Source organism: Nostoc sp. CALU 1950, assembly GCF_051172895.1.
GTDB lineage: Bacteria > Cyanobacteriota > Cyanobacteriia > Cyanobacteriales > Nostocaceae > Nostoc > Nostoc edaphicum_A.
The window spans coordinates 1-22,475 of sequence record NZ_JBDNJQ010000088.1 but is presented as its reverse complement, the minus strand read 5'-3'; the positions used below and the strand labels follow the sequence as shown (position 1 = coordinate 22,475).

The 22,475-nt window shown below is 40.9% G+C and carries 23 protein-coding genes and 1 riboswitch; of the genes, 16 read left to right on the top strand and 7 right to left on the bottom strand.

What is annotated here, in order from left to right; all coding sequences use genetic code 11:
- Positions 1-126: 126 nt before the first annotated feature.
- Together ABF638_RS22395 and purE are read right to left on the bottom strand one after the other, a co-directional pair.
- Complete coding sequence (locus ABF638_RS22395) at positions 127-285, bottom strand: hypothetical protein (RefSeq protein ID WP_435025175.1); 159 nt, start codon at positions 283-285, stop codon at positions 127-129.
- A 96-nt stretch (positions 286-381) separates the two neighbouring features.
- Positions 382-900, bottom strand: a complete 519-nt coding sequence (gene purE, locus ABF638_RS22390) for a 5-(carboxyamino)imidazole ribonucleotide mutase (protein WP_334766652.1) — start codon at positions 898-900, stop codon at positions 382-384.
- 159 nt (positions 901-1,059) lie between these two features.
- On the opposite strand from purE, the gene nagA reads away from it, so the two are divergent.
- The gene (nagA, locus tag ABF638_RS22385; protein WP_435025190.1) at positions 1,060-2,223 is read left to right on the top strand and encodes an N-acetylglucosamine-6-phosphate deacetylase; all 1,164 of its coding nucleotides are present in this window, start codon (positions 1,060-1,062) and stop codon (positions 2,221-2,223) included.
- A 48-nt stretch (positions 2,224-2,271) separates the two neighbouring features.
- Here the strand turns inward: nagA and ABF638_RS22380 are convergent, their stop codons facing one another.
- Positions 2,272-2,469 (bottom strand): hypothetical protein, encoded by a 198-nt coding sequence (locus tag ABF638_RS22380; RefSeq protein WP_435025174.1) that lies wholly within the window; start codon positions 2,467-2,469, stop codon positions 2,272-2,274.
- 71 nt (positions 2,470-2,540) lie between these two features.
- Between ABF638_RS22380 and ABF638_RS22375 the strand changes: the two genes are divergently transcribed.
- The 3 genes from ABF638_RS22375 to ABF638_RS22365 all read left to right on the top strand — a co-directional run bounded on the left by ABF638_RS22375 (position 2,541) and on the right by ABF638_RS22365 (position 3,721).
- Positions 2,541-2,798, top strand: a complete 258-nt coding sequence (locus ABF638_RS22375; protein ID WP_435025173.1) for a hypothetical protein — start codon at positions 2,541-2,543, stop codon at positions 2,796-2,798.
- A 119-nt stretch (positions 2,799-2,917) separates the two neighbouring features.
- Positions 2,918-3,226, top strand: a complete 309-nt coding sequence (locus ABF638_RS22370; protein WP_069070801.1) for a DUF3181 family protein — start codon at positions 2,918-2,920, stop codon at positions 3,224-3,226.
- 279 nt (positions 3,227-3,505) lie between these two features.
- Positions 3,506-3,721, top strand: coding sequence for an acetyltransferase (locus ABF638_RS22365; RefSeq protein WP_435025172.1), 216 nt, complete (start codon positions 3,506-3,508; stop codon positions 3,719-3,721).
- Positions 3,722-3,866: 145 nt separating this feature from the next.
- Here ABF638_RS22365 and ABF638_RS22360 read toward each other — a convergent pair whose 3' ends face one another.
- Both ABF638_RS22360 and cobW (ABF638_RS22355) read right to left on the bottom strand, forming a co-directional pair.
- Entirely contained in the window at positions 3,867-4,340 is a 474-nt protein-coding gene (locus tag ABF638_RS22360; RefSeq protein WP_435025171.1) for an ABA4-like family protein, read from the bottom strand.
- A gap of 151 nt (positions 4,341-4,491) precedes the next feature.
- Complete coding sequence (gene cobW / locus ABF638_RS22355) at positions 4,492-5,532, bottom strand: cobalamin biosynthesis protein CobW (RefSeq protein ID WP_435025170.1); 1,041 nt, start codon at positions 5,530-5,532, stop codon at positions 4,492-4,494.
- Between the two features lie 107 nt (positions 5,533-5,639).
- Here cobW (ABF638_RS22355) and ABF638_RS22350 point away from each other — a divergent pair, with 107 nt between their 5' ends.
- Positions 5,640-6,878 carry a tetratricopeptide repeat protein gene (locus tag ABF638_RS22350; RefSeq protein WP_435025169.1) on the top strand — a complete coding sequence of 413 codons (1,239 nt, stop codon included), beginning with the start codon at positions 5,640-5,642 and terminating at the stop codon, positions 6,876-6,878.
- A gap of 214 nt (positions 6,879-7,092) precedes the next feature.
- Here ABF638_RS22350 and ABF638_RS22345 read toward each other — a convergent pair whose 3' ends face one another.
- Entirely contained in the window at positions 7,093-7,809 is a 717-nt protein-coding gene (locus tag ABF638_RS22345; RefSeq protein WP_435025168.1) for a heme oxygenase (biliverdin-producing), read from the bottom strand.
- A gap of 563 nt (positions 7,810-8,372) precedes the next feature.
- On the opposite strand from ABF638_RS22345, the gene glmM reads away from it, so the two are divergent.
- From glmM to hpsP, 7 genes are all read left to right on the top strand, one after another.
- Positions 8,373-9,845, top strand: coding sequence for a phosphoglucosamine mutase (gene glmM / locus ABF638_RS22340; RefSeq protein ID WP_435025166.1), 1,473 nt, complete (start codon positions 8,373-8,375; stop codon positions 9,843-9,845).
- Positions 9,846-10,038: 193 nt separating this feature from the next.
- Entirely contained in the window at positions 10,039-10,806 is a 768-nt protein-coding gene (locus tag ABF638_RS22335) for a glycosyltransferase family A protein (RefSeq protein WP_435025165.1), read from the top strand.
- A gap of 35 nt (positions 10,807-10,841) precedes the next feature.
- On the top strand, positions 10,842-12,497 hold the full coding sequence (gene hpsL, locus ABF638_RS22330; RefSeq protein WP_435025164.1) for a hormogonium polysaccharide biosynthesis protein HpsL: 1,656 nt from the start codon (positions 10,842-10,844) through the stop codon (positions 12,495-12,497).
- Between the two features lie 11 nt (positions 12,498-12,508).
- Positions 12,509-13,660 (top strand): glycosyltransferase family 4 protein, encoded by a 1,152-nt coding sequence (locus tag ABF638_RS22325; RefSeq protein ID WP_435025163.1) that lies wholly within the window; start codon positions 12,509-12,511, stop codon positions 13,658-13,660.
- A 310-nt stretch (positions 13,661-13,970) separates the two neighbouring features.
- Positions 13,971-14,951 (top strand): hormogonium polysaccharide biosynthesis glycosyltransferase HpsN, encoded by a 981-nt coding sequence (gene hpsN / locus ABF638_RS22320; RefSeq protein WP_435025162.1) that lies wholly within the window; start codon positions 13,971-13,973, stop codon positions 14,949-14,951.
- Between the two features lie 59 nt (positions 14,952-15,010).
- The gene (hpsO, locus tag ABF638_RS22315; RefSeq protein WP_435025161.1) at positions 15,011-16,186 is read left to right on the top strand and encodes a hormogonium polysaccharide biosynthesis glycosyltransferase HpsO; all 1,176 of its coding nucleotides are present in this window, start codon (positions 15,011-15,013) and stop codon (positions 16,184-16,186) included.
- 63 nt (positions 16,187-16,249) lie between these two features.
- Entirely contained in the window at positions 16,250-17,428 is a 1,179-nt protein-coding gene (gene hpsP, locus ABF638_RS22310; RefSeq protein ID WP_435025160.1) for a hormogonium polysaccharide biosynthesis glycosyltransferase HpsP, read from the top strand.
- A 31-nt stretch (positions 17,429-17,459) separates the two neighbouring features.
- On the opposite strand, the gene hetL is transcribed toward hpsP, so the two are convergent.
- Positions 17,460-18,173 (bottom strand): heterocyst differentiation pentapeptide repeat protein HetL, encoded by a 714-nt coding sequence (gene hetL, locus ABF638_RS22305; RefSeq protein ID WP_435025159.1) that lies wholly within the window; start codon positions 18,171-18,173, stop codon positions 17,460-17,462.
- 333 nt (positions 18,174-18,506) lie between these two features.
- A riboswitch (cobalamin riboswitch) is annotated at positions 18,507-18,649 on the top strand.
- A gap of 346 nt (positions 18,650-18,995) precedes the next feature.
- On the opposite strand from hetL, the gene ABF638_RS22300 reads away from it, so the two are divergent.
- The 4 genes from ABF638_RS22300 (at position 18,996) to ABF638_RS22285 (ending at position 22,290) form a co-directional block, all read left to right on the top strand.
- A complete protein-coding gene (locus ABF638_RS22300; RefSeq protein ID WP_435025158.1) occupies positions 18,996-19,295 on the top strand; it encodes a hypothetical protein in 300 nt (99 codons plus the stop codon).
- A gap of 164 nt (positions 19,296-19,459) precedes the next feature.
- Complete coding sequence (locus ABF638_RS22295) at positions 19,460-20,461, top strand: methyltransferase domain-containing protein (protein WP_435025157.1); 1,002 nt, start codon at positions 19,460-19,462, stop codon at positions 20,459-20,461.
- Positions 20,462-20,783: 322 nt separating this feature from the next.
- Positions 20,784-21,839 carry a cobalamin biosynthesis protein CobW gene (gene cobW, locus ABF638_RS22290; protein ID WP_435025156.1) on the top strand — a complete coding sequence of 352 codons (1,056 nt, stop codon included), beginning with the start codon at positions 20,784-20,786 and terminating at the stop codon, positions 21,837-21,839.
- Positions 21,826-22,290: a hypothetical protein gene (locus tag ABF638_RS22285; RefSeq protein ID WP_435025155.1), complete on the top strand. Its 465-nt coding sequence runs from the start codon at positions 21,826-21,828 to the stop codon at positions 22,288-22,290. The genes cobW (ABF638_RS22290) and ABF638_RS22285 overlap by 14 nt, the downstream gene beginning before the upstream one ends.
- Positions 22,291-22,475 lie beyond the last annotated feature (185 nt).

The following is a 22,475-nucleotide window of genomic DNA, read 5'->3' as shown; positions in this document are numbered from 1 at the left end:
ATAACTGCTGTCTGGCTATAAAGCTTGTTAATCTGACTGCTTCATAATTGATCAACTATTATATGTCATTTCCAGTAATTGGCACATGGATGTTGTAGCTCTCAATTTTTGACTAAGGCCTCAGGATCAAGATACTTCAGAATGCTGCATTGATTCTGGAGCGATCACTTCAATATTGGAATTTCGTGGGGCTTGGGGACTGGGAACTGGGGACTGGGAACTGGGGACTGGGGATTGGGGATTGGGAACTGGGGATTGGTCAACAATTAATAGTTCTTCTTTCACTACTCCCCCATCTCCCTCATCTCCCTCATCCCCCCTGTTGTGCTGTTAAGATTTCTTACCAAATTACGAATTACGAATTACGAATTACGAATTACCTTAAAGCATTTGCTGTAAATATTGCTCATAGCCTAGTTGTTCTAGTTTTGCTTGCTTTGCAATTACTGATTCACATAGGGTTTGGCGATATTGTTGCACTTTTTCTAACAATTCTGGTTGGTGAGTTGCGAGGATTTGTACTGCTAAAAGTCCGGCATTTTTGGCATTACCGATCGCCACTGTCGCCACAGGAATACCAGCAGGCATCTGTAAAATAGAATACAAAGAATCTACACCTTGTAAATTCCGGGTGGGTACAGGAACACCGATCACAGGAAGGGGAGTTAAAGACGCTACCATTCCAGGGAGATGGGCAGCACCACCAGCGCCAGCGATAATTACCTTAATACCGCGTTGGTGTGCAAGTTGAGCATATTGCACCATGCGTTCTGGGGTACGGTGAGCCGAAACGATCGCCACTTCACTCTCTACACCAAATTCTTCACAAACTGCGATCGCATCTTTCATAGTGGGCAAATCGGAATCGCTGCCCATGATAATACCAACTAAGGGAGTCATAATAATTCAAAATTCAAAATTCAAAATTCAAAATTATTTGAGCTAGCTTATGGAAGCTAGGTAATGCCGATAATCATCTCATCTATTGGCGTTGTTTTAATTGATTTATTGAGATTGGTTGCATTTAAAATCAGATTTAGCTATCTTCTCGTCAGTGTGATGACCCAAGCAACACAAAATACTGTAGATATTATCAATGCTAGAGTGCCTGGTTACAAAGATTTGCAGATGCTCTTGGTTAACCAAGAGGGCATAATTGAGCAAATCTTGCCAATGGGTACGGTAGGGATACACGGATGTGTGTCCTTACTAAATGTAGGAGGTGACTGGATTTCTCTAGGCGGCGTTGATTTGCAAATTAACGGTGCTTTGGGTTTGGCATTTCCTGATTTGACGGCTGAAAATGCTCATATACTCCAGAAAATAACGAAATTTTTGTGGGATGTCGGGGTAGATGGGTTTTTGCCGACACTTGTCACAACTTCAGTAGAAAAGATTCAGCGATCGCTTGCAGTCATTGCTGATATTATCCGCAGTCAACAAGCAGGTGCCAAGATTCTCGGAGTACATCTAGAAGGCCCATGTTTGAATTTTCAAAAGCGCGGCGCACACCCGGCAGAGTACTTGTTACCACTGACAATTGACGAGGTAAAGCGGGTTTTGGGAGATTATGCCCACGTTGTAAAAGTTATCACCTTAGCGCCGGAGTTAGATCCCACAGGCGAAGTAATTCCATATTTGCTTTCTTTGGGGATTACCGTTAGTTTAGGACATTCTCAGGCAACATTTGCCCAAGCGCAACTTGCTTTTGAACTCGGTGCAACGATGGTAACTCATGCTTTCAATGCCATGCCACCATTACATCACCGTGAACCAGGATTATTAGGGGCAGCAATTACCCATCCTAATGTGATGTGTGGCTTTATTGCTGATGGTGAACACGTTTCACCCACGATGCTGCAAATTTTACTCCGCGCTAGCTATCAAGAAAAAGGACTGTTTCTTGTGAGTGATGCCCTTTCACCTCTGGGACTACCCGATGGCGTATATCCTTGGGACAGTCGGCAAATTGAAGTTAAAAACGGTACGGCGCGACTGGCCGATGGCACTTTATCGGGGACGACTTTACCCTTATTAGTGGGAGTGCAGAATTTGGTGCAGTGGGGGATTTGTGATGTGGAGACTGCCATTTTATTGGCTACCAATGCACCTAGACAAGCAATTGGTTTGCCTGGAATTGTCAAGAATCAACCCGCTAATTTATTACGCTGGCATTGGGATGAAGTGACACAAGAACTAACTTGGCAACGATTATTGGGGTAAATTCAACAGCAGTAGAACCAGCCCTTTCAAGGTGTCTGTTTTTAGGTATTATTTTTGGGATAGAATTTTAGCTGTAGAAACATGGGGTCGTCTGGAAGGACAAGCAGCTACGACAACAGAAAGGATATTGTAGGAAACCAAGGCAACGCAAAAATTTATGTAATAGGGAAGGGAACGCTCTTGAGGATGAGCATCAACACATAGGAAAACATCAATTGCCAGCATTAGAGATGGGTCAAGTACCACCAATGATTGCCCACCGCTGCCCCAAAAACCTTAGAATAAGTAGGGTGTATTTAAATCTGTAACAAATATTTATGCCTCCTCGTTGGCCTCGCAAACCCGATCGCAAAGACCCTGATTACCGCAAGATCGATGACCGGATGAATTTTGCCGTGCATGTAGCGATCGCTGCTACTGTAAATTCTGGGTTATGGTTTTTCCACATCTTGAAAGGCACTACCTGGGAGTGGCTGCCGTTGTTGACTGCAAGTTGGACAGGAATAGTTTTGGTGCATCTGATTTATATTAGTGCGATCGCTAACTACAGCGAAACTCCACCCAAATCCACCTGAAGACGGACAGCTGATGCTGGGGTTATTGTAACCTGTGGTAGTAGAATCAGCCTTTTAAGTAAGCGATAATGTAAAAAAGCCTGAGATTTCGCACTCTTTCTTAATGTAGGGTTATTTTTATGGCTAAGACTAACACCACGGAATTACTAGAAGCCCTAGCAGCTGAAATTGGCGAAAATGTCTACATAGACATTGCCAAATGGCATCTTTATTTATCTAATGCCAAACTGCATACCCTTGTTGCTGAACAGTTGTATCCTTTAATTACTTCCAACAATGTCAATGAAGACCAAGTTATCAAAGTCTTGGAATCAATTCCAGTCAAAATTGGCGGCGGTAGAAGTGAACTTCCTTTAATCGATTTCCTGCCACTGCAATGCCAAGTCACTCTAGTAGATATTTTGGAAAAATATCAACGCGAAATCTAATCTCTAAAACCAAGATTATTTGAATTAAACAATTTTCTCGGTCAGCATTCCCTGATTAAATTTGGAATGCTAAATTGAGGATTTGTTTGCTGTGTCAATTTTATAAAAATAAAAACCAACGAGTCACATAGATTAATTTGTGTAATTTGTGTGTGCGTATCTGGTAAAAATGTCCTTTAACGATTAAGGAATCTCAACGTTCTAAATCGGTTGAGATGTGAGTGAGTTTATCTTGAAACTCGCTTCCAATTTTCATGCAAACTTATTGAGGCAATTTCGATGCTTTTACAAATCAAAAATTCTGGCGAATTGGTAAAAATTCTTGAAATTCAAGAACTGCTTGACCCGAATAGTGATGTCGTCCAGGGACGAGAACAAGAAGGTGAAGAGGAACAGCCACCTGATACTTTTAAAAAAGAAAATCTTGTTTTTCCTTCTGGTGAAGTTCTACCACGCTGTTGGTTAGATGCCGACTATAGACATGACAACGCTTAATGATTTTAAAATTAGGTAATAGATAATGGTAGTAAGACCTCTCTCTAAATCTCTCTCCTAAAAGGAGAGAGACTTTGAATTTCCCCTTTCCCGCATCGGGAAGGGGGTTAGGTTTTTCGTGGATTTTTCCACATAACGTGAAAAGTCAGGATGATACTTCTTGTTTTGCTACTGTCGCCGTTTCATTCTGCTGAAACTTGGGAAAAAATGTCTTAGTAATCCAGTCAGTCAAAATGTGAGATAGTAATCCTAAAGGCCCAGCAAACAAACACAAAGCCAGGGAGTGAATTGTCCAAGTACCTGTTTTCTGCCCTTCCCAATAAATCCACCGACCGACAAATAAATCCATCACTAAAAAATGAATCCAACCCGTTGCAGCGACTTTTTCATCTGCAAAAAGTCGAGCAACATCAGCTAATTGTATATTTGAGAAATCTTGGGCATTTTCTGGCGTAATGCTGTTGACAAATAAATACACATACGCTCCAGCTAACAGCAAAAAGGGTAGATATGATGACATTATCTGTCGTGTGATTTTCCAGTTTGGCAATAAAATCATCAACGCCCAAAATGGCAATACGAAAAGATTAGCAACGTTAAATAGTTGAGAAATCGTCATGTTTTTGTAAAGTGAAGGGTGAGAATCTATCAGTTAGGAGTAAAAATAGAGAAGTTAGGAATAAAGAGTAATAAATTAGAAAATCTAAGTTATTAGTATTGTTTTTCTGGTTTTTCCATTAAGTAGTTATTCCTAACTCCTAACTCTTAACTTATAAAGCTACAAGTTGTGATTCAATTTCTGAAGACTTCAAATCACGACCGATGAAAACTAAGCGCGTTTGTCTGGCTTCTTCTGGTTTCCAGGGGCGATCATAAAATTTCTCAAATCGGGTTCCCACGCCCTGCATCACTAGGCGCATGGATTTATTTGGCACTGCCACAAAGCCTTTAATCCGGTAAATTTCTTGTTGTTGTGCCAATGTTTGCAACTGCTGTTGCAGCTTTTCTGGGTCAAAGGTACGATCCAAAATTAAATTAGCTGAGGTAATTTCTTCGTCGTGGTTGTGATCTTCTTCAGTATCGTGATGACTAGGACGAGAATCTAAGTTGTCTTCCACTGCGGCTTGGAATCCTAATAATATAGATGCATCGAGTTGAGAACAATTACTCTCGACAATTTTCACCAGTCTGGGCAACTCTTGCTTAATCAATTCCTCAACTCTGGCTTTTGTCTCGGCATCCACCAAGTCAATTTTATTCAACACCACCAAGTCTGCACAAGCAAGTTGGTCTTCAAACAGTTCTTGCAAGGGTGTTTCATGTTCTAGACTATCATCTGCTTGCCGCTGGGCTGCGATCGCTTCTGGATCACTAGCAAATGTCCCCGCTGCTACCGCCGCACAATCTACCACGGTAATTACAGCATCCACAGTGGCGGCGTTACGAATTTCTTGCCAGCGAAAAGCCTTCACCAGGGGTTTTGGTAAGGCTAAACCAGAGGTTTCAATCAAAATACAGTCGATGCTGTCTCGCCGCTTGATTAACTCTTGCATCATCGGGTAAAACTCTTCCTGCACCGTACAGCATAAGCAGCCGTTAGTTAATTCAAAGATATTAGTGTCACCCTCACCATCTTCCGGGCAAATTTGACAAGATTTTAATAATTCGCCATCAATACCGAGTTCGCCAAATTCATTGACTACAACGGCAATGCGGCGTCCTTGGTTGTTTTGTAGCAGGTGGCGAATTAGGCTAGTTTTTCCACTACCTAAGAAGCCTGTGATCACTGTGACAGGAATTTTCGTAGCCATATTTTTGCCTGATTTACTCAGTATGGTAAGTTTTACGGGTTACAAACTTAAATACTGAGATTAAGCTTGGTTTGAAGATTTACTTAGTTATTTTAAGCTGAAAGTCTATGAGAAGCCTGAAAATATTGCCGTTGCTGTTGAGTTTAGGTTTGGCGTTGGCTCCTCAAATCACTGTGGCGCAAACGGTGGAGGAGTTGGAACAAAAAGCGACATCTGCCGAAGAAGTGAAAAATTATGAAGAAGCCGCTAATATTTGGCGAAGTTTCATTCAGCGCGATCGCAAAAACAGTTACGCTTACGTCAAGCTGGCAGATGTCCTATCTAACCAAGGTAAGATTGCAGAGACGATCGCTACCTATCGCCAAGCTTTACAATTAACTCCTGATGGGGACATTTACCTCAAATTAGGCAATTTCCTGGCAGAGAAGGGACGAACCACTGAAGCGATCGCAGCTTACCGTCAAGCTATCAAACTTAACCCTAACAGTAATAGGTATTACTACTACATTTTAGCGTCACAGTTGATGGAACTTGGTAATACAAAGGAAGCGCTCTTAGTTTACCGTCAAATCGTTAAACTTGAGCCAGATGCAGAGAGTTACAACATTTTAGGTAATGTCTTGCGTAAATTAGGCCAACGAGAAGAAGCGATCGCTGCTCATCGAGAAGCCTTGAAAATTGATCCCAAGAGTTATCTGGCTTACCACTATCTGGGTGAAATGATGGAATATCAAGAAGCCGTTGCTATCTATCGTCAAGCAAGTAAAAATGACTCCAAAAATGAAGTCTACTATGAGCATTTGGCATCACTTTCATTACAGCGTGGCTTTGTTAATGAAGCGATCGCAGCCTACCGCCAACTAATTAAAATCGAGCCTGAAGCTTCAAGGTATGTAGAACTGGGAGATGTGCTGATGACACAAGAAAAACCAGAAGAAGCGATCGCTCTTTACCGTCAAGCCGTTGCCAAAAAACCCACTGATGATTATTACAGTAAATTAAGTCAAGCACTAGCTAAACAAGAGAATCTAGATGAAGCTCTGGCAATTTGCCAAAATGTGGTAAAAACTGGTGAAGGCAGTTATGACACCTGCTCCAATATAAATTTGCCACTTTACAAGCAAAAAGGCTTTAGTGCTGTCATGGCTTTTTATCAGCCACTAGCAAATATGATTCCACGTCGCAAAATGGCTGAACTTTACATCAAACTTGGCCGAGATATTTCCTATGGTGAATCTGGTGATGGCTCAAAACAAGAGGCAGCGGCAGTTTTTCGGGAAGCGCTGCAAATAGATCCAGAAAACACTGATGCTAAAGATGCTCTCAAGAATTTAATCGCTAATTAAACATAATTGAGGGGCAATTTCCCCATGCTTGCTTTCACAAATCAAAAGCAGTCACAGGGCTATTGCCCCTAAATATTTTGAGCATTTTTCGCTCTTTCTCCAGAAACACCTATGAATCATCCTTCATCAGGCTGTCTGGACTTATGATTCCACACACCATACTCCGCACTTATTACTCAGCACTCAGAACTCAGCACTCAGCACTCATTACTCATTACTCAGCAGTGACGAGTTCAGTACTACCGCGTGTACGACGCCGTGTGAGGCTGTTGAACAGCATTACACCGATCGCTTTAATCAAATTGCCTTCCAATTCCTGGAACATCTTCATGTTCGTACCAAAGGCGGCGTTAGCTTCATCAACGATGCGATCGGTTGTCGCTTCGTCAAGAGGTAATTCATCCAAATTTTGGCGATATTTCGCTTTGAATGCCTTCTCATCAGGAATTTCTGGAAACTCATAAAAAGCTGTTCCTTGCCCTTCCGACAAATTCATCGCCGTTACAGCAATATTTTTGAGAATTTGTCCCCCAGATAAGTCGCCCAAGTAACGAGTGTATGAATGAGCGATTAACAATTCTGGTTCTGTGGCAGATATTTCTCGGATGCGCTTTACATAAGCTTCACCTGCGGGAGATAGTTTGATTTGCTCTCTCCAGTTGGCACCAAAGTAATAAGCTAGGTCTTGCTCTAAGGTATACTTGCGGTTTAGCTGGGGAAAGTTAATTTTAGAAAGAATTGGGTGCTGGCTATGCTTTTCCATTTCTTCTTCCATCGCTGAGTAGACGAAGTAGAAGTTAGCAACTAGTTTCCGGTAAGAGTTTTTCTCGACGACTCCTCTTAAAAAGCACTTGACAAAACCTACATTTTCTGCCATTGTGTGGGCTTTCTTAGTGCCTACACGTAATTTGGTTGCTAAATTGCTGCTCATATCTAAAATTCTCAACTTTAAAAAGTTAACTGCCGGAGTTTTGATTCACTAACGGCTAAAAAAGCCATTAAAAGGTTACCTTAAAACTATTTGATGAGAATTTATATTAAAATTTTTTAAGCCGCGATGATTTTGTAGTTTTTTACACAGCAACAAGGCTATGAAAATAGAACTTTAGATTTTGGTTTTTGGTTCTTATTAGCTTAATTTTGCTTTCATTCTCAGCTTTCCTGAAAAAAGCTTGTGATGAAATTAGGGTAGTATTTATTACATATTTTTTTGGTTATTAAGATTGCCAAGTGTAAACTAATACAGATAAAAATCAAGACTAAAGTTGAGGGCATAAAAGGAATAATTAGCTAAAATGTGGAAACTTTGTTAATAATGTAAAAACCAATACTGACTTTATGAAAGATTTACATTTAAAGAGGCAGAGCTTAAGTATTATTACGTAAGCTAGCCTAATCTAGAATGAATTTCTTAAAGAGAAAAAGCATGTCGAAATTGCTGAATAAAGTCTTAAGTGCTATTTTCCAGTGTGATTGTGTGGAGTGTTTAAAAATATGGTTTCATCTATAACTCGGACATCGGGTATTTCTGGGGGTTCTGCTTCTGAAAGTGAGGGATTGGGGAAAGGGATTGAGAGCAGTTTTGGGCTGAATTTAATCCCACTACCAGCAAATCCGTTATTTGGTACAGATGGGATTCGCGGACGAGTCGGAGAATTACTGAGTGCGCCCCTAGCATTGCAAGTTGGTTTTTGGACGGGGATTGTTTTACGTAACCATGCTACTCAAGTAGGGCCAGTCATTCTCGGACAGGATTCTAGAAACTCCAGCGATATGCTGGCAATGGCTTTGAGTGCAGGGTTAACAGCAGCGGGGTTAGAGGTTTGGTATTTGGGATTGTGTCCCACTCCTTGCGTTGCCTATCTCACCAGCATTACTGATGCCATCGGCGGAGTGATGATTTCTGCCAGTCACAATCCCCCAGAAGACAATGGCATTAAAGTTTTTAGTGCCAATGGTGGGAAGTTACCGCAAATATTGCAGGCAGAAATAGAAGCGGGACTGCGTGGGAAGATATCACCTATTGCTAGAGTCAGTAATTGCGGACGCCATCACTCACGTTTTGAGTTAGTGGGGCATTATAGCGAGGCGTTGAAAAAACCCTTGAACAGTGCCTTAAATCTTCAGGGAATGAAGATTGTTTTAGACTTGGCGTGGGGTGCAGCAGTCGGGTTAGCACCATCAGTATTTACAGAAATGGGGGCAGAGGTAATCTGCTTGCATAACGAAGCAGATGGCGATCGCATTAATGTTAACTGCGGCTCTACCCATTTAGATATTCTTGCAGCCACAGTACAAGAACACAACGCCAATATCGGCTTTGCCTTTGATGGCGATGCCGATCGCGTCTTAGCCGTAGACAATACAGGAAGGCAAGTTAACGGCGATTACATTCTCTACCTGTGGGGACGACACTTACAACAAAACCAACAATTGCCAGACAACCTGATTGTATCTACAGTAATGGCTAACTTAGGCTTTGAAAAAGCTTGGCAGCAAATTGGTGGTAACTTAATTCGTACCGCAGTTGGTGACCAATACGTGCAAGCCGAAATGTTGCGGACTGGGGGAATGCTAGGCGGGGAACAATCTGGTCATATTCTTTGCCGTCATTATGCGGTGACTGGAGATGGCTTGTTAACAGCATTACATATCGCAGCTTTGGTGAAAGAAGCGGGTGTTTCCTTGAGCGAATTAGTAGATCAAAGTTTCCAGACCTATCCACAATTATTGCGGAACGTGCGAGTTGTCGATCGCGATCGCCGTTTGGGATGGCAAGATTGCGAACCAGTACAAAAAGCGATCGCTCTTGCTGAAGCCGCAATGGGTGATTCTGGCAGAATTTTGGTTCGCGCCTCTGGTACAGAACCAGTCATCAGAGTAATGGTGGAAGCAGCCAATGCCGAACTCACTAACTACTGGACAAATGAACTAGTCTCGCAAGTCCAACAGCATCTGATGGACTAAATTAGCTGAATATCTCGGCTTTTAAAAAACGTCAAATCGTATCACAGCTTCTACAAATTAACCAACCTGGGTTATGTGTAGAAGCTGTGACATTTGTATTTAGATAGTCATAAAAGAGCGTTAGTCCTAACATCAGTCTGAATGTGTTATTATTTGCTTCGAGATTATTAGTTATTTCTTCTGACAAAACACAGTGCTTGTTTTTGTGATTCCACTCAAAAGTGCACAAGTTTCCAATTCCTGGGAACGTGTTACACAATTATTTGAAAGATGCATTAAATCAGCTTGCAATCAAACCTCACCTAACTTTCACGTTATTGTTGTTTGTCACGAAAAGCCCAAAATAGAATTCACTCATCCTCATATTACATACATTACAGTTGATTTTTCCCCTCCAAATGAGACTAACCCTGTAGCAAAAGGAGACACAGATAAAGGGCGTAAAATATTAAAAGGATTGATTTATGCTCGTCAATTTTCTCCCACCCACACTATGACTGTTGATGCTGACGATTGTGTTAGTAAAAAGTTAGCAAAATTTGTTCAACAACACCCAGATTCTAATGGATGGTTTATAAATAAAGGTTATAAATATCAGGAAGGCAGCAATTATATATATCTTAAAAGAAGTAATTTTTATAAGATGTGCGGCAGTTGTAACATTATTCGATATGATTTGAATTATTTGCCCGAAACCGCAGAATATAATCGTGGCTATGGATACTATAGATATTATATAGACCATGCCAAAGTCAGAGATATTTTAAAGAACAAAGCAAAAGCTATTAAATCATTACCATTTCCAGGCGCAGTTTATATTTTAGAAACAGGAGAAAATCTTTTTGATAATTCAAAAAGATTAAGATTTAGCATTTTTAATCGCAAATTATTAAATCAATCAGTTAGAGATGAATTCGGATTGTACTACTTACAGCAATCCAAAGAAATTTGTCAACTATAATAGATTCTCCGAGGCTGATAGACGACAGCACCACTATGCCAAAACTAAAGTCAAAATCTAAGCAATCTAAAAACTCGAAAAAACAGACTAAAAAGGGAAATTCCGCCCTTGACCTCAAAGAACAGTTAGCCCAAAAGCGCAAAGCAGCCCAAGCACGTAAAGAACTCACTAGCTTACTCACCACCGCCACCTTTAGCGGTGTTTTTGTTGGCATTCTGCTTTTTTTCGTAGCTGGAATTAAAGTAGCAGTCCCAGGAGTCTTGGGAATAATAGTTATATCCCTTTCCTACAAATACCCGCGCCAAGCGCTATATGCCTTCATAATTTACGTACCTATTGGAGGTACTATCACCTACTACTTGGGCAATAGTCCCGTACTTCAATTAGCTAAAGATGCTTTTTACGTTCCAGCCCTAATTGGACTTTGGCAGACTTGCCGTAAACAGGGGCTACCCTTAATTATCCCCCAAGGTATTAAAATCCCACTTTATATTGTTTTGGGTTGTAGTCTGCTAACGCTGTTATTTGTTAATGGTGGACAGCAGTTTAACCCGCCTAGCGTGGGACTATTAGAAAAAGCAGCCAAAGAAATACCTTTAGGTATGGGCATTCTGGGACTGAAAGTATTTTTAGGCTATGTCCCCTTGATTGGTTGTGCCTACTATTTAATTCGCGATAAGCGGGATTTTCTATTTTTATCGCGCCTCCAGATTGTCCTCATACTGATTTGCTGTGTACTGGGATGTATTCAATACCTGTTATTACTAACTGGTATATGTCAAGGCACTAGAGGTCTGGAAGGAAATGCCCTATTTGTCACATCACTAGAAGCCAGGTGTTATTTTGGTGGAGCGCTCTTATATAGTCCTGAAGAAGGGGTTATTCGCTTACCAGGGACATTTGTAGCCCCTTGGCAGTGGGCATGGTTCTTGATTTCCAGCACCTTTTTTACCTTTGCTACTGGCTTCACCGACCCTTCTATAGTATGGCGGGTAATCGGTTTAGGTTCTTTAGTCACAGTCTTTATCAATGCTGTAATTTCTGGACAGAGAATTGCCCTAGCTTTAGTACCAATCTGCTTCGGGATTTTGCTATTGCTCACTGGACAACTTGGCAACCTTAAACGATTTATCCCCATAGGGATAGGACTTGCCCTAGTTCTGGGAATTGCGATGGTGAGCAACCCTGCTGTCGTACAAGAGAGAACCGAGAGTTTTACCAGTCGTTGGGAAGCTTCACCACCTCAAGATTTTATCGTCCAGCAATTTGAAGAAAATTGGAAAAACGTAGATGGGCCACTAGGAAGTGGCTTAGGACGAGCAACTAACTCTGCCCGTGCGATGGGTAAAACTAAACTTGTGGAAACCTATTACCCCAAAGTACTTTTTGAGGTTGGGATTCTTGGAGTACTAGCCTTTCTGGGCTTGGTAACAAGTTTAACAATTATTAGCTTTAAAACCTATCGCTCCATAAAAAACCGTAATTTCCGCAGTTACGGAGCAGCTTTATGGGTGTTTATATTGTTTATTAGCTACAACACCTACTACTATCCTCTGGATGTTGATCCTGTTGCTGTCTATTATTGGTTTTTTGCGGGAGTTCTTTTTAAATTGCCAGAACTGGAGAAACAAGATAAAGAAGAAGCCAACCCTCAGCTAAAAAACAAGAAAAAACGTCTCAAAACAATTTAAATGAAATAAAAATGGCAAAAGTTATCATAGGAGGTCAAAAACACCTCAGCATTCCAAACCTACCTCGAAATTCTCGGCATACACTCATCCGCCCTAAACCTTTTCCCGCAGGCAGATATCCGATAGAAAAAATTTGGTATCCTTTAGCCAGCTTTATTGCCTGGCAACCTGTATGGGAAAGATACCAAGCAATTCATTCTTTCAACAGAATTTTATATACAAATAAACCTTGGTTTCTCACCTTTGAGGATCATCGTGTTTTATATAGAAATCCTCAAAATCAAGCTGAAGCTGCAATTTATGAATTATTAAATAATCGATTAGCACTAGAAAATTGCCAAAAAATTATCGCCATTTCAGATTACGCCAAGTTGAGATTAATTAAGCGGATAGAAGGTTGGAAAATTGAAGAAAAGATAAGTAAGAAAGTGGATGTAGTCCATCCCAACTTTCCAGTCAGAGTTAACCAATCAAAACTTTATCAGGAACAGCAAAATCTCCAGCTTGTATTTATTGGCAATCATATTGCCCGCAAAGGCGGAGTTGTTGCTTTAAGACTTGCAAAAAAAGCTGAAAAATTAGGTTTGCCTATTACTGTACATATAATTTCGGGACTGGAACATGGTTCAGGAGTTCCGACAGATTTTCCAGATCGCAGCAAATATGTAGAGGATTTAAAGTTACTTCATCTAAATAACGTTGTCTTTCATAAGAATATTCCTAATGACAAAGTTATTGAGCTATTATCGCAAAGTCATTTTCAATTAATGGCGACATTACATGATACTTATGGCTATAGTATCATCGAAGGATTTTCTGTTGCCACCCCTGCAATTACGACAAATATATGTGCCTTACCAGAGTTTGTCCGTCATGGTGAAAATGGTTATATTTTAGAATTACCAATTAATGAAATTAGGCACTGGAGTAATTGGCAGCACGGTGAAAAAACCAAAACTAATGAATATTGGGAAATTCTGAATAGTACTTACGATTATTTGGCAGAGCAAGCATTGCAACAAGTAATCCAATTTCTTGATAGAAATGATAAACGAGAACATTATGAATTTTTAAGTGCAGGAGCATTAGCTCAAGCACAAATTGTGCATAACTCCGAAAAGCAAAATGAGTTCTTTGATAATCTCTATGCAGCAGCACTATAGACCTCTTGCACAAGTGCTTTTTGCATTCTTGGGGAAAAGGGTAAAGGTTAAAGGGGAAGGGGGCAATACAGAACTTTTTCCCCTTCCCCTTTTCCCGACTTATGCAAGAAGTCTTATGAAGAGTGCTAAGTTCCGTTAGCTGGGCGTTGAGCCAGTGCTGAGTTTGGTAAATAATTGATTGAATGTAATTGAAAAAGAATTCATAACTCAGAATTCTTTTTCGATAAAAGCAATGGTAGCTTACTGAATTTAATGAAAATTAATTTTTACAAGGCTAATATAGAAGTAGTAAAATTACTTAATAGAAATCATGAATAATTGGCCATTAATTACTGTAGTAATCCCGACCTACGGACGGGAGGAAGCATTACGAGATAGCATTGTGGATGTCTTAAAACAGGACTATCCAAATTTTGAAGTTTTAGTTGTAGACCAAACCGCAAAACACCAACCAGAAATTCAAGCTTACTTAGAAGAGATGGCGGAGGCAGGTAAAATTAAATGGTTGCGTTTAGATTGGGCAAGTTTGCCAGGGGCGCGTAATTATGCTGTCCGGCGGTCATCTGGTGAAATAATATTATTTATTGATGATGATGTTCAGCTAACCCCTGGGTTGTTAGCAGCCCATGCGAAAAATTATTTCCAAAATCCAGAAGTGGGGGCTGTCGCCGGTCGGGTATTCGACAGAATGAAATTGGGTGATTCTGGGGGAGATTTAGAGATTGAATATCTGCCTCCCCAAGCTATGGACCCAGGAATCGCTTGGTATCATATTGATTTAGTACATACCATCAAACCCCAGCAAGTGCTGACAGCAAGGGGTTGCAATATGTCTTTTCGCAGCGAAATTTTTACTAAGTATGGACTGAGGTTTGATGAGAGGTTTCGCGGTAGTGCAGTACGCGAAGAGTCAGATTTTTGTTTGCGGGTGAGGCAGACAGGATATAAGATTTGGTACGACCCAGAAGCCCATTTGGTGCATTTAGGCGAAGAAACAGGGGGTTGTCATGATATTAGTATGCGATCGCTAAAATATCAACTCACCTTTTACCACAACCATTTTTTACTAGGGCTGAAAAACCTCACTGCGACTCAAGCTTTACGCCTATACGCCCGTTTATTTGATTGTCACGTCCTAGGACGCCCACCTTGTCACAAAAGCGGTTCCCCCATCAAAATTGCCACTCGCGCTATTTTCTACACTTTGGGTTTTTTCAAAGCCTTGGGTACTGTCATCCAATCAACATGGAACGATGGTCAAATTTACAGCCGATTGGATAAACAAGTTTAGTCATTGGTCATTTGTCATTTGTCATTGGTTATTTGTCAATAACAAAGAATAAATTAAAAATGAAAATTTTAGTTGCTAGTCACACTTATATCGTAGACCTCAACTGTGAAAAATTACGTGCTTTATCTCAACTAGAACCCGACATTGAAGTGACAGTTGTAGTCCCAAAGCGCTGGAAACCAGGTGGTGTACAAAATAGAATTATTGAAACTGAATACCGCGATGAAGGCACATTTAGAATAGTTCCAGTTTCTAATTTTAGCCAAAATCACCAGGGACTCCTTACCTTTGGTGCTGATTTGATCTCTTTGTTAAAACAATTTCGTCCCCAAATCATTCAGGTAGAACAAGGGTCTAGAGCCTTGGCTTATACTCAAATGATTACTTTAAATAAGCTATTAGGACTCAAGGCAAAAAATTTGTTTTTTACCTGGTGGAATCTTCCATATAATCTGAAACCACCAATTGCTTTATTAGAAAAATATAACCTCAACCACAGCCACGGAATTATTTCTGGCAATCAGGATGGAGCGGAAGTTTTGCGACAACGAGGATATCAAGGGGCAATTAAAGTTATGCCACAACTGGGTGTAGATGAAAGTCTATTCACTCCCAAAGCCCAACCAGAATTAGCAGCTAAGTTAGGCATTGAAAAGGAAGATTTTGTGGTAGGTTTTGTTGGGCGATTTGTGCAAGAAAAGGGGTTATTAACACTTTTAGAAGCCTTAATCAGTTTAAAAAGTAAATCTTGGAAGTTATTGCTGCTGGGACGGGGAGAGTTACAAACTGAATTAATCAAAATAGCGTCAGAAAATAATATCAAAGAACGGTTAATTTTGGTAGAAAGTGTTCCTCATGACGAGGTTGCAAACTATATTAATTTAATGAGTACTTTGGTACTGCCTTCAGAAACAACTTACAAGTTTAAAACCTTAACTTCTGCTGGCTGGAAAGAACAATTTGGTCATGTGCTAATTGAAGCAATGGCTTGCCAAGTGCCTGTGATTGGTTCTGATTCTGGTGAAATTCCCCATGTAATTGGCGATGCTGGTTTAGTATTTCCCGAAGGTGATGCTCAAGCCCTTGCTAATTGCCTAGTTCAATTAATAGATAAACCATATTTTGCTCACAGTCTGAGTGAAATGGGTTATCAAAAAGCAATGATTAAATACACAAATAAAGCTTTAGCTAAACAGCAATTAGAGTTTTATCAAGAATTGGTTAATAGTCATTAGTCATTGGTCATTAGTGAATAACAAAGGACAAAGGATAAATGACAAAGGACAAATGATAAAAAAATGAAAATATTACAAATTGTCCCCTCAATTTCTCTGATTTACGGCGGCCCTAGTCAAATGGTACTAGGATTAGCTCCTGCTTTGGTAAAAGAGGGAGTAGAAGTTACAATTCTCACAACTGATAGTAATGGCGATAATGGTCAAACACCTCTCGATGTTCCTTTAAATCGCCCAATTAAACAAGATGGCTATGAAATAATTTATTTTCGTTGTGCGCCGTTTCGTCGCTACAAATTTTCTCTAGATTTATTAAAATGGCTAAAACGTCATGCTCATGAGTTTGACATAGCACATATTCATGCTTTGTTCTCGCCAATAATTAGTGCTGCTGCGATTGTGTGTCGTCAGCAAAAGCTACCTTATATTTTCCGTCCTTTGGGTACTCTCGATCCGGCTGATTTAAAGAAAAAAAAGCAATTAAAACAGCTTTATGTCGCAATTATAGAACGTCAAAACTTAGCGGGTGCGGCAGCAATTCATTTTACCAGCGATCAAGAAGCTAAAATATCAAAACGGTTTGGAGTATCTACGCCAGATTTGGTGATTCCCTTGGGTGTAATTCCCCCTCAATCTTCTTTTAAAAATATATGTAGTCAGTTAGAAATACCAAAGGATGTGCCTTTAGTGCTGTTTATGTCACGAATTGATCCGAAAAAAGGGTTAAATTTGTTGATTCCGGCGCTAGAAAAGCTGTTAGGGGTTGGTTATAAGTTTCATTTTGTCTTAGCTGGTACTAATCCTCAAGATCCAGATTACGAACAAAAGATAATATCCCAAATTCAAAATTCACCACTGCGATCGCACACTACAATTACTGGCTTTGTCACTGGTGAACTCAAAGTTAGTTTACTACAAGCTGCTGATTTATTTGTCTTGCCTTCTTACTATGAAAATTTTGGGATTGCTGTAGCTGAAGCGATGGTAGCAGGTATACCCGTTATCATTTCTGATCAAGTGCATATTTGTCAACAGATTCGTGATAGTGAGTCGGGTTGGGTGGGTGCAACAGATGTCCAAGCATTGGTAGAGTTACTGCAAGAGGCTTTGCAAAATCCCGCAGAACGTCAACGACGGGGATTAAATGCCCAAAAATATGCCTTGGAAAATTTTAGCTGGGATGCGATCGCAAGGCAAACAATCCAAACCTATCAGGAAATTCTGGCGAACAAATTAATTTAACAAGAAAGAATTCTGTTTTTACTCAAATCACTCAATCATGAACCGTACCATCAGGCATGATTGCTCCCTGGAAATCGGTATTTGTGAGAATTGCCCCTGTTAAGTCCGCACCTTGCAGATTTGCTTTTCGCAGAATGGCACTATCTAGATTTGCATAACTCAAGTCTGCACCTTGCAAACTAGCCTCACTTAAATCCGCCGCTAAGTTACCCCACTGTATTGTTTTAGACAGATTAGCGCGACATAATTTTGCTTTATCTAAGTTGGCGTGATGCATGGAAACGGCTCTGAGGTCGGCATAACTCAAATCTGCCCAACTCAAAACCACATATCCCAAATCTGTACGCTGGTCAGAACTGGGGCGTAAGTCTGCTTGAAATAACAGAGAACGAGATAAGTTTGCACCATGCAAATTAGCACCACATAAACTAGCTTTGATTAAATTTGTTTCTTCTAAGCGTGTCTTGATTAATTTTGCCCCTGTTAAATCAGCTTCTCGGAGAACAGCACGATATAAGTCTGCTTCACTCAAATCTATGCCCCAAAGGATAGATTCACTCAAGTCTGCTTCGTGTAAGCAAGCTCGGCTAAGATTAGTTCTACCAAGTCGTGTTTGACGTAAATCAGCATAGCTAAAATCTGCGCCTATGAGGTTGGCATTTGTTAATTCTGCTTCTTGCAGATTTAGTCTTTGAAAGTTTCTTGCTCCAGCAGCATAAGATTTAAGAATTTCATTTATATCCATGTTAAAAATTTTAAGTTTAGGAGAGGGTCTTTCATGCGATCGCAGTGTGATTCTTCATACGGGATTTTAGGATGCCGTTGGTTAATGCAAGCAAAAAATAACCAAAAGTTCTCTGAATTCTATTAGCTGGAAACAAATTCAGCTAAGTACGCACCGAAAATTATTCCTACACTAGCAACCACAATGAAAGACAACATCAAGTTCCAATTTAAAGAAAGATATTGATCAAAATCTATAGCAAGCTTTGGTAAAAAATGAGACTTACCGCGATTAATGACGAATGCCAGTATAGATCGACCATTGATTTTTATGCAAGCAAATCACAGTTGTGTTAGTATTCAGATGAATCTCGGTTCTAGTGGGGAACAGCCGCTAGAGGAAACGGGGAAAGTCCGGTGTAAATCCGGCGCTGTCCCGCAGCTGTAATCAAGGCTTGCCTTGTGAGTCAGAATGCCCGCCGAAGTTGACTTGTAATTTTGTACATCTGCGAGGCACAGATAAGTATCTTTATGAAAATTTCTGCAACTAATCAGCTTTACGTTCTCATAGCCCCACATATCAAAACGCTACAGATTACAGCTTTCTATGAGAGGGTAGGCGGTTAATTTAGGATAAAATTTTGTTTTTAGATGCTGCGATCGCTACCCCAGATGAGAGTATCGCTTGCAAATATTGTGTATTGAACTAACAAATAGAAGTTGTTCAAAACAGGTAAGAAATGGCGTGTGTGACATACATATTCCTGTTCTACTACTGAACAAATGCTTTCCCAATTAGCATAAAAATTGCTAATTCACTAGACTAATATTTCAGTTAATCATCATGCCAAAATTCTATATTCACCGAGTTGAAAAAATTCCCACTGCTGTTCATCCCTTTGTCAAACAAACAGCTGTCCTCCAAGATAAACACAAGCCCAGTCTACTTCAAGGGAGAATTATTCAAGATATTCAAAACATTGCAATTTCGATGTATAGGGTGATTTATATTGCGTTAGCTCCGCTCATCGTAAGCATCGAATCTGGTGGGCGATTACGACATCGCGCGTCTAATTCGGGACGAGCAGCAATGAGTAAACCGTTAGATCAACTCAGAGGATGTTTTAAAAGTGGTTGGCTGTAATTTTAGGCACTTGTTGATCCCCCCAACCCCCCTTTTTAAGGGGGGCAAAGTCTCTAAAATTCCCCCTTTTTAAGGGGGATTTAGGGGGATCTAAAACGTTTTGCTACCAACCAGAGGACTTTTAAAACATCCTCTCAAATAGTTGTACAGAAGGGTTCAAAAAAATGGCAACTTTATTATATTCTGTAATTGGTTTTATTCTGATTTTGGTGATTGGAATTGCGGCTTATCTCCTGACGGCCCGCAAGTATGAATCCTCAGCCACAGTCGCTAATTCCTACGATCAATGGACTCTTGATGGCATCGTAGAGTTTTATTGGGGGGAACACATTCACCTCGGTCACTACGGTTCGCCGCCACGACGAAAGGATTTTTTGGCTGCTAAATCTGACTTTGTACATGAAATGGTTAAATGGGGTGGTTTAGATAAATTACCTTCTGGCACTACCGTCTTAGATGTTGGCTGTGGTATTGGCGGCAGCAGCCGGATTTTAGCGCGAGATTATGGGTTTGCGGTCACAGGGATTACGATCAGCCCACAGCAGGTAAAGCGTGCCCAGGAGTTAACACCCCAAGGGCTAAACGCCCAGTTTGCGGTCGATGATGCAATGGCACTGTCGTTTCCAGATGCCAGTTTTGATGTGGTCTGGTCAATCGAAGCAGGCCCCCACATGCCAGATAAAACCGTCTTTGCTAGAGAATTAATGCGGGTGCTAAAGCCTGGTGGAGTGTTGGTTGTAGCTGACTGGAATCAGAGGGATGACCGCCAAAAACCCCTAAATTTTTGGGAGAAACCAGTAATGCGGCAACTCCTCGAACAGTGGTCTCATCCTGCTTTTTCCAGCATTGAAGGCTTTTCCGAGCTTTTGGCGGGGACAGAATTAGTTGAGGGGAAGGTAATTACGGCAGACTGGACTCAAGAAACCCTTCCTTCTTGGTTCGATTCGATTTGGCAAGGAGTGGCTCGACCAGAGGGATTGGTGCGTTTTGGACTGTCTGGTTTTGTCAAGTCTGTGCGCGAGGTACCGACGCTTTTACTGATGCGTTTGGCGTTTGGTGCAGGATTGTGTCGATTTGGAATGTTCCGCGCTGTGCGGGGGAACGGGAGTACAGAATTGATCGATAGAAACTTTGCCAAGCAAAATCCCTCAAGCTTGATTAGGTAGCCAACCCGACACCACTTTAACTAATAAGTACTGCTTTGCGCGAATTGAGGATTGAAATTTAAACGCATAGGCGCTTCTCTACGAGACGCTACGCGAACGCCTTCCCGCAGGGTAGGGACGCTGAGGAAAGCGCAGAGGTACGCAGAGGATTCGCTACGAAGTTGTGAAATCCTGTACTAAGAACGAATTTAAGTTTTGTTTTGGGCGCTCGCAGCTAGTGATGAATATTTGGATTTTAACACCAGCTGACTGCGTGATATCTGCGGTTAGAACTTCTTTCTGCACATCGCAAAATTAACGATCAACAAACGACACACTTTATATGCAAAAAATTCCCGTCACAGTAATTACAGGATTTCTTGGTGCAGGCAAAACAACGTTAATTCGCCATTTACTCCAAAACAATGAAGGGCGACGCATTGCGGTTTTGGTGAATGAATTTGGAGAAATCGGAATTGATGGCGAACTTTTACGTGATTGCCGAGTTTGTGACGATGAAGGAGACTCCAACAGTAATATTGTTGAACTCACTAACGGTTGTCTGTGCTGTACAGTGCAAGAGGAATTCTTACCAGCAATGCAAGAATTACTGAAGCGACGCGATCGCCTAGACTGTATGTTAATTGAAGCCTCTGGACTAGCACTGCCAAAACCATTAGTGCAAGCATTTCGTTGGCCGGAGATTCGCACAGGCGCGACAGTAGACAGCGTAATTACTGTGGTGGACTGTGAAGCGTTGGCAACTAATCAATATGTAGGCGATTTAGCAGCCCTCTTAGCACAGAGACAAGCCGACTCTAGTCTAGAACACGAAACACCCATTGAGGAACTGTTTGAAGATCAACTGGCTTGTGCTGATCTAGTATTACTGACTAAGAGCGATCGCGTTGACGAACAAACGCAAGTTAGAGTACAGGAGTGGTTAAAGCAGAACTTATCCCCTGGTGTAAAAGTCATTCCTTGCCAGGACGGTAAAATCAGTGGCGATTTATTACTCGGTTTCAACGCTGCGGTCGAAGACAACTTAGATAGTCGTCCCAGTCACCACGATACTGAAGAAGACCACGAACATGATGAAGGAATTAATGCAGTGCAACTACTGTTAGACCAAGCATTTGAGCCGACTGTCTTAGTCAAACGCTTGCAAACATTAGTGCAACAGCAAGAAATTTATCGAATTAAGGGATTTGTAGCAGTTCCCAACAAAGCTATGCGTCTGGTATTACAGGGTGTTGGTAATCGATTTGACTACTTTTACGATCGTCCTTGGCAACCCCAGGAACCCCGTCAAACGCGATTAGTATTGATTGGACGGGAGCTTGAGCAGGTTCGCATTGAATCATTGGTGTTGGAGGAGGAAGTCAATGCGACCATCTAATAGTGTTTGGCAAGGAAATTTCGGCTACTGGCAAAACAGCTTTATCCATAATAATCTGCTGGTAATTGGTTACACAGGATGGAAAGGATTTCAGTCATTTGGGCGGGGAGTTGTTATTTGTGATGTGGATACTCAAGTTACTCACCCTACAAATACAAGTGTTGATACAGTTCCCTTCACCCTGCAATTTCTCCCCTCTGATTTGATTGGGTTTTACTTGCGTTCGTTTGAAGATAGCGGATTTATATCGCAATCAATCTGCTCATCTATGATTTCATCAATTTCCCCAGCAGTTGCAACATACAATCCCCATCAAGATATTCTTTTGGTGCTAAAGGCAGATCCTCAGATTGAGGTTAATTTTTTACACCAACTAAAAATTACTCCACCCGATTGCTACGAACAAGTTTGCAAGCGTTGGTCAGAATTTAAACCAAGCCTAATGCCCTAGAAGATATACAGGATATCAACATATATAGTTGCGATGCGTGAAAGTTGGAGTATAATCGATTGCTATCTCTCTACCAGGTAGCTAAGTATATAAAAACAGGAAAAATATCCTGTTTGGGAAATAAATCAATGTAATACCAATTTGAAAAAAGAATGCGACAAATAGACCATTTGTAGAGACGCGAT

Bases quoted from the DNA above. Each gene is read 5' to 3' on its own strand.
- cobW (WP_435025156.1), top strand. From the start codon at position 20,784: ATGCAAAAAATTCCCGTCACAGTAATTACAGGATTTCTTGGTGCAGGC.
- hetL (WP_435025159.1), bottom strand. From the start codon at position 18,173: ATGGATATAAATGAAATTCTTAAATCTTATGCTGCTGGAGCAAGAAAC.
- hpsL (WP_435025164.1), top strand. From the start codon at position 10,842: ATGCCAAAACTAAAGTCAAAATCTAAGCAATCTAAAAACTCGAAAAAA.
- glmM (WP_435025166.1), top strand. From the start codon at position 8,373: ATGGTTTCATCTATAACTCGGACATCGGGTATTTCTGGGGGTTCTGCT.
- ABF638_RS22295 (WP_435025157.1), top strand. From the start codon at position 19,460: ATGGCAACTTTATTATATTCTGTAATTGGTTTTATTCTGATTTTGGTG.
- ABF638_RS22300 (WP_435025158.1), top strand. From the start codon at position 18,996: ATGCCAAAATTCTATATTCACCGAGTTGAAAAAATTCCCACTGCTGTT.
- nagA (WP_435025190.1), top strand. From the start codon at position 1,060: ATGACCCAAGCAACACAAAATACTGTAGATATTATCAATGCTAGAGTG.
- cobW (WP_435025170.1), bottom strand. From the start codon at position 5,532: ATGGCTACGAAAATTCCTGTCACAGTGATCACAGGCTTCTTAGGTAGT.
- ABF638_RS22370 (WP_069070801.1), top strand. From the start codon at position 2,918: ATGGCTAAGACTAACACCACGGAATTACTAGAAGCCCTAGCAGCTGAA.
- ABF638_RS22350 (WP_435025169.1), top strand. From the start codon at position 5,640: ATGAGAAGCCTGAAAATATTGCCGTTGCTGTTGAGTTTAGGTTTGGCG.
- hpsO (WP_435025161.1), top strand. From the start codon at position 15,011: ATGAAAATTTTAGTTGCTAGTCACACTTATATCGTAGACCTCAACTGT.
- ABF638_RS22360 (WP_435025171.1), bottom strand. From the start codon at position 4,340: ATGACGATTTCTCAACTATTTAACGTTGCTAATCTTTTCGTATTGCCA.
- hpsN (WP_435025162.1), top strand. From the start codon at position 13,971: ATGAATAATTGGCCATTAATTACTGTAGTAATCCCGACCTACGGACGG.
- ABF638_RS22325 (WP_435025163.1), top strand. From the start codon at position 12,509: ATGGCAAAAGTTATCATAGGAGGTCAAAAACACCTCAGCATTCCAAAC.
- hpsP (WP_435025160.1), top strand. From the start codon at position 16,250: ATGAAAATATTACAAATTGTCCCCTCAATTTCTCTGATTTACGGCGGC.
- purE (WP_334766652.1), bottom strand. From the start codon at position 900: ATGACTCCCTTAGTTGGTATTATCATGGGCAGCGATTCCGATTTGCCC.
- ABF638_RS22365 (WP_435025172.1), top strand. From the start codon at position 3,506: ATGCTTTTACAAATCAAAAATTCTGGCGAATTGGTAAAAATTCTTGAA.
- ABF638_RS22345 (WP_435025168.1), bottom strand. From the start codon at position 7,809: ATGAGCAGCAATTTAGCAACCAAATTACGTGTAGGCACTAAGAAAGCC.
- ABF638_RS22285 (WP_435025155.1), top strand. From the start codon at position 21,826: ATGCGACCATCTAATAGTGTTTGGCAAGGAAATTTCGGCTACTGGCAA.
- ABF638_RS22375 (WP_435025173.1), top strand. From the start codon at position 2,541: ATGCCTCCTCGTTGGCCTCGCAAACCCGATCGCAAAGACCCTGATTAC.